Annotated in this window: 5 protein-coding genes; all 5 read right to left on the bottom strand. The window is 59.3% G+C overall.

Annotated features, from left to right (window positions below; all coding sequences use genetic code 11):
- A partial coding sequence (gene moaA, locus BA066_06990; GenBank protein ID RDD52952.1) for a GTP 3',8-cyclase MoaA occupies positions 1-803 on the bottom strand: 803 nt, incomplete at its 3' end.
- Positions 790-1,227, bottom strand: coding sequence for a cyclic pyranopterin monophosphate synthase MoaC (gene moaC, locus BA066_06985; protein RDD52953.1), 438 nt, complete (start codon positions 1,225-1,227; stop codon positions 790-792). The genes moaC and moaA, both read right to left, overlap by 14 nt.
- A 118-nt stretch (positions 1,228-1,345) precedes the next feature.
- Entirely contained in the window at positions 1,346-1,996 is a 651-nt protein-coding gene (locus BA066_06980; GenBank protein RDD52951.1) for a molybdopterin converting factor, read from the bottom strand.
- A gap of 3 nt (positions 1,997-1,999) precedes the next feature.
- Positions 2,000-3,181 carry a thiolase family protein gene (locus tag BA066_06975; GenBank protein ID RDD52950.1) on the bottom strand — a complete coding sequence of 394 codons (1,182 nt, stop codon included), beginning with the start codon at positions 3,179-3,181 and terminating at the stop codon, positions 2,000-2,002.
- A 32-nt stretch (positions 3,182-3,213) separates the two neighbouring features.
- The coding region (locus BA066_06970) for an electron transfer flavoprotein subunit alpha/FixB family protein (protein ID RDD52949.1) at positions 3,214-4,147 on the bottom strand (934 nt) is incomplete at its 5' end.

The following is a 4,147-nucleotide window of genomic DNA, read 5'->3' as shown; positions in this document are numbered from 1 at the left end:
AAGTTGTCCTCCCTAGCTATGCAGGGCTTGAAGCGCCCATCGTGCGTCACCCTGGCCCTGGTGCACCTCATGCAGAAGAGGGGATCCCCGCTCCCCTTGACGAGCTCCACCACGGTTCCGTCCTCCAGGTGGAAGAGGGGCCTGTTGTGAAGCTCCCTGATCTCCTTCCTCATGGCTATCCTCTCCAGCTCCCTCTCGAACTCCTCAAGCGGGTAGTGATAGCTTGCCAGCGAGGGATCGCTCTCCAGTAGCTCTATTATCTGAACCCTCGCTCCCTTCCTCCTGGCGAAGCCGATGATGTCCCAGAGCTCCCCCTCATTTATCCCTCTCAGCACCGTGAAGTTCAGCTTGAGCGGGCTGAGCCCCCACCTCAGGGCCTCATCTATCCCCTCCATGACCCTCTCAAGACCATCCACTCCGGTTATCCTCGCGTAAGTCTCCCTCCTCAGGGAATGAAGGCTCACGTTCACCCTGCTCAGCCCGGCCTCCTTGAGGGATCTGGCCCTCTCCTTGAGGAAGAACCCGTTAGTCACGAGGCTTATCTCCTCAACCCCGGAGGAGCCTATCTCCCTCACAACCTCCTCAAGGTCCTCCCTCATCAGGGGTTCCCCTCCCGTCAGCTTGACCCTCCTTATCCCGTGCTTGGAGAGGATCCTGACGAGCCTTCCGAACTCCTCCGGTCTCATCTCATCACCACCGGAGCGGTGGCCCTCCCTGTGGCAGAAGAAGCAGCTGTAGTTGCAGGAGTTGGTCACTGAAATCCTAAGCTCGGTGACCGGTCTGCCCCACCTATCTATTAGCAACGGACTTCACCTTCCTCTCTACACGCAGCTCCTCTATCCTCGTGTGAGGATAGTTCCCGCTCTCATCCTTCTCAAGATACTTAACCATGTCCCATATGTTCAGTAAAGCCGCGGCCGCCCCGTTGAGCGCCTCCATCTCCACCCCCGTCTGGGCGATCGCCTTGACTTTAACGAGGACCTCCACCCAGTCCTCACCCATGCTGAAATCCACGTCCACGGAGGTCACTCGGATGGGATGACAAAGGAGGATGCTTCTATGTGTCTCCTTGACCGCCTGAACGGCCGCCACTCTGGCTACAGTGAGCACATCCCCCTTCTTCACCTCCCCGGCCCTTATCATCTCGACGGTCTCCCTCCTCAGCCTTATCCTCCCCCTAGCGGAGGCTTCCCTGTAGAGCTCCGGCTTCTCGGTCACGTCCACCATCAAGCGCCCTCACCAACACTCTCCGGGAGGAGTCGGTGGACTTAAAATTCCTTCCGCTTCAGCATACCGGGGAGAGTCCTTGATGGAAAAGAGAGCATCCGCTCTTCCATTCGGGCGATCACTCGGATATCCACCTGCTACTTCCGTCGGAGAATACCTCCTTCTTCCAGATGGGCACCCTCCTCTTTACCTCATCGACCGCCCACGCGGCCGCCTCGAAGGCCTCCCTCCTGTGAGCTGACCTCGTGATCACAAGAAGGGCAACCTCCCCGGCAGCCACATCCCCTATCCTATGCAGGATGACGGCATCCTTCAAGCGGAACCTATCAATGGCTTCCTCCCTTATCATGCGGATCTCCCTATCAGCGACCTCCGGGTAGCAGTCGTAGAATATCCTCTCCACCTCCCCCTCCCCCGAGGTTCTCCTGACGACGCCCAGGAAGAGAACAACAGCCCCCACATCCGGATCTGTCCGCATCTCCCTGAGAAGCTCCTCCGGAGATATCCTATCCCTCGTGATTCCCGCCCTCCAGGAGCCTCCGGAGAAGCTCGGGAAGATGGCAACCAAGTCCCCTTCGCTCAAGATCATAGACAGGTCCCTGGTGAGCTCATGATTCACGGCGACCTGTATCCTCCCCTCCTCAACCATCTCCATCACTGAGCTCCCTAAAAGCTCAAGCAGCTCCCTCAGACTGCCCCTGAACTCGAGATCCCTGCTCCTGAAGCCCAGAACTTCAGAGAGCCAACCATAGACCCTCACGGACACCATGCTCTACACCAGCTCGAGCGCCATGCTCTGGGCCCCACCGCCCCCATGGCATATCGTGGCCAGGCCCCTCCTCTTGCCCCTGACCCTGAGCGCGTTGAGAAGAGTGACCACTATCCTGGCCCCGCTGGCCCCGAGAGGATGCCCCATCGCGACGGCTCCACCGAATGGATTCACCCTCTCTAACGGGATGCCCAACCCCTTTGAAACAACGAGGGTTGCGAGGGCGAACGCCTCATTGTGCTCCACTATGTCGAACTCATCCAGGCTCATGCCTATTCTCTCCAAGAGCCTCTTGGTTGAGTATATTGGAGCTTCTATGAAGTCCTCGGGCTCCACAGAGGCCGATGCGAACCCTATTATCCTAGCCACGGGCTCCAGTCCCCTCTCCTCAACCACCTCCCTGTGGGCCAGAACGAGCGCGGCTGCACCGTCGCTGAGCTGAGAAGCGTTTGCGGCTGTGATGACACCATCGGGCCTGAAGACGGGTTTGAGTTTCGAGATCTTCTCTATGCTCGTATCTGGTCTTATCCCCTCGTCCCTGTCCAGGGAGATGCCGCCCCTGCTCACCCTCTCCATCTCCCTGTCGAAGTACCCGCGTTCCGTCGCCTCGCTGGCCTTCATGTGACTGGAGAGGGCGAACTCATCGCACTCCTCCCTCGTTATCCCCCACTTCCTGGCCGTCTCCTCGGCCTCCTCTCCCATCAGCAGACCAGTGTGGGGGTCCGTCAGGCCATCGTGAACCATGAGATCTATCAGCTTCTCACCAGCGAAGGAGAACCTCACCCCCCACCTCCACTGGGGATGCATCGCGTAGGGGGCGTTGCTCATGCTCTCCATACCCCCAGCGACCACGACCCTGTTCTCGCCAAGGGCTATGCTCTGAGCGGCTAGAGCTATCGCCTTCATTCCCGAAGCGCAAACCTTGTTCACAGTGAATCCGGGAACCCGCTTGGGGATGCCCGCCAGTATGGCCGCCTGCCTGGCCGGGTTCTGGCCCACCATGGCCTGGAGCACGTTCCCCATGATGACCTCATCAACGTCATCCGGATCCAGGCCGCTCCTCCTGACGGCCGACTCTATGGCTATGGCCCCCAGCTCCGGTGCTGTCAACCTGCTCAGGGCCCCTCCGAACTTGCCTATCGGTGTCCTGGAGAAGCTCACGATGAACACATCGCTGAGATCCATGAAATCACCTCGATGCTTCAAGGGGGTATGAGTTAAATCTTCGCTGAGGGCTCACCCCTGAGCCCCCTCAGCCTCTCCACCAGGGCCGGTATGAACTCGTAAAGATCCCTCACCACACCGTAATCCGAGTTCTCGAATATTGGAGCCTGAGGATCGTTGTTCACGGCCACTATCACCTTGGAATCTATTATCCCCGCCGAGAACTGCTGTTGTCCCGATGCCCCTATCACGAAGAGCAGCTTTGGGGCTATCCTAACCCCACTTATCCCTATCCAGGACTCCTCGGGCATCCACTTCAGGTCGGCAGCCAGGGGCCTGGTGCACCCTACCACCCCGTTGAGCAGCTCCGCTAGCTCATAAGCGAGCCTGAGGTCCTCCTTCCTCCTGAATCCCCTCCCCACAGCCACGATCACATCAGCCTTGTCCAGCGGGATCCCGAGCTTGGGCTTGGCGCTCCTCTCCACCACCCTGTAACCCCCACCCCTCCTCTCGGAGCTGACCTCTATCACCTCACTGGGGCTTGGGCCATCTGGCGGTTTGAACCTCCCCTTCTGGATGGTCAGGATCGCCGGTATCTGAAGCTCCTCCAGGGCAATGGCTTTTCCCCCTAGGGTCATCCTCTCCACAACAAGCTTGCCATCCTCAAACCAGAGAGATGAAACCTCCGCAGCTAGAGGCCTCTCCAGCCTCTGAGCTATCTGTCCGCTGAGCTCTCTCCCTCTCTTATCGCTGGATAGAAGCAGCAAGTCGTACTCCCTCGCAAGCTCGGTCAGAAGTTCTAGGAGGGAGGGCTGGTCATCGGATGCGACGGAGCCGCAGATGATGACCCTCCTCGCGCCCCTCACCTCCGCCAGCCTGTCCCTCTGATCCGATGTGAGGAGGAGGGAGACCTCCCCCAGGGACATGCCGGCCGAGATGAGCTCTCCGGCGAGATCCGGATGATGGCTGAAGGCAAGAACCCTCATG

Source organism: Candidatus Korarchaeota archaeon NZ13-K (genome assembly GCA_003344655.1).
Lineage (GTDB): Archaea > Korarchaeota > Korarchaeia > Korarchaeales > Korarchaeaceae > Korarchaeum.
This window is presented reverse-complemented; position numbering and strand designations above follow the sequence as displayed.

Bases quoted from the DNA above. Each gene is read 5' to 3' on its own strand.
- moaC (RDD52953.1), bottom strand. From the start codon at position 1,227: ATGGTGGACGTGACCGAGAAGCCGGAGCTCTACAGGGAAGCCTCCGCT.
- BA066_06980 (RDD52951.1), bottom strand. From the start codon at position 1,996: ATGGTGTCCGTGAGGGTCTATGGTTGGCTCTCTGAAGTTCTGGGCTTC.
- BA066_06975 (RDD52950.1), bottom strand. From the start codon at position 3,181: ATGGATCTCAGCGATGTGTTCATCGTGAGCTTCTCCAGGACACCGATA.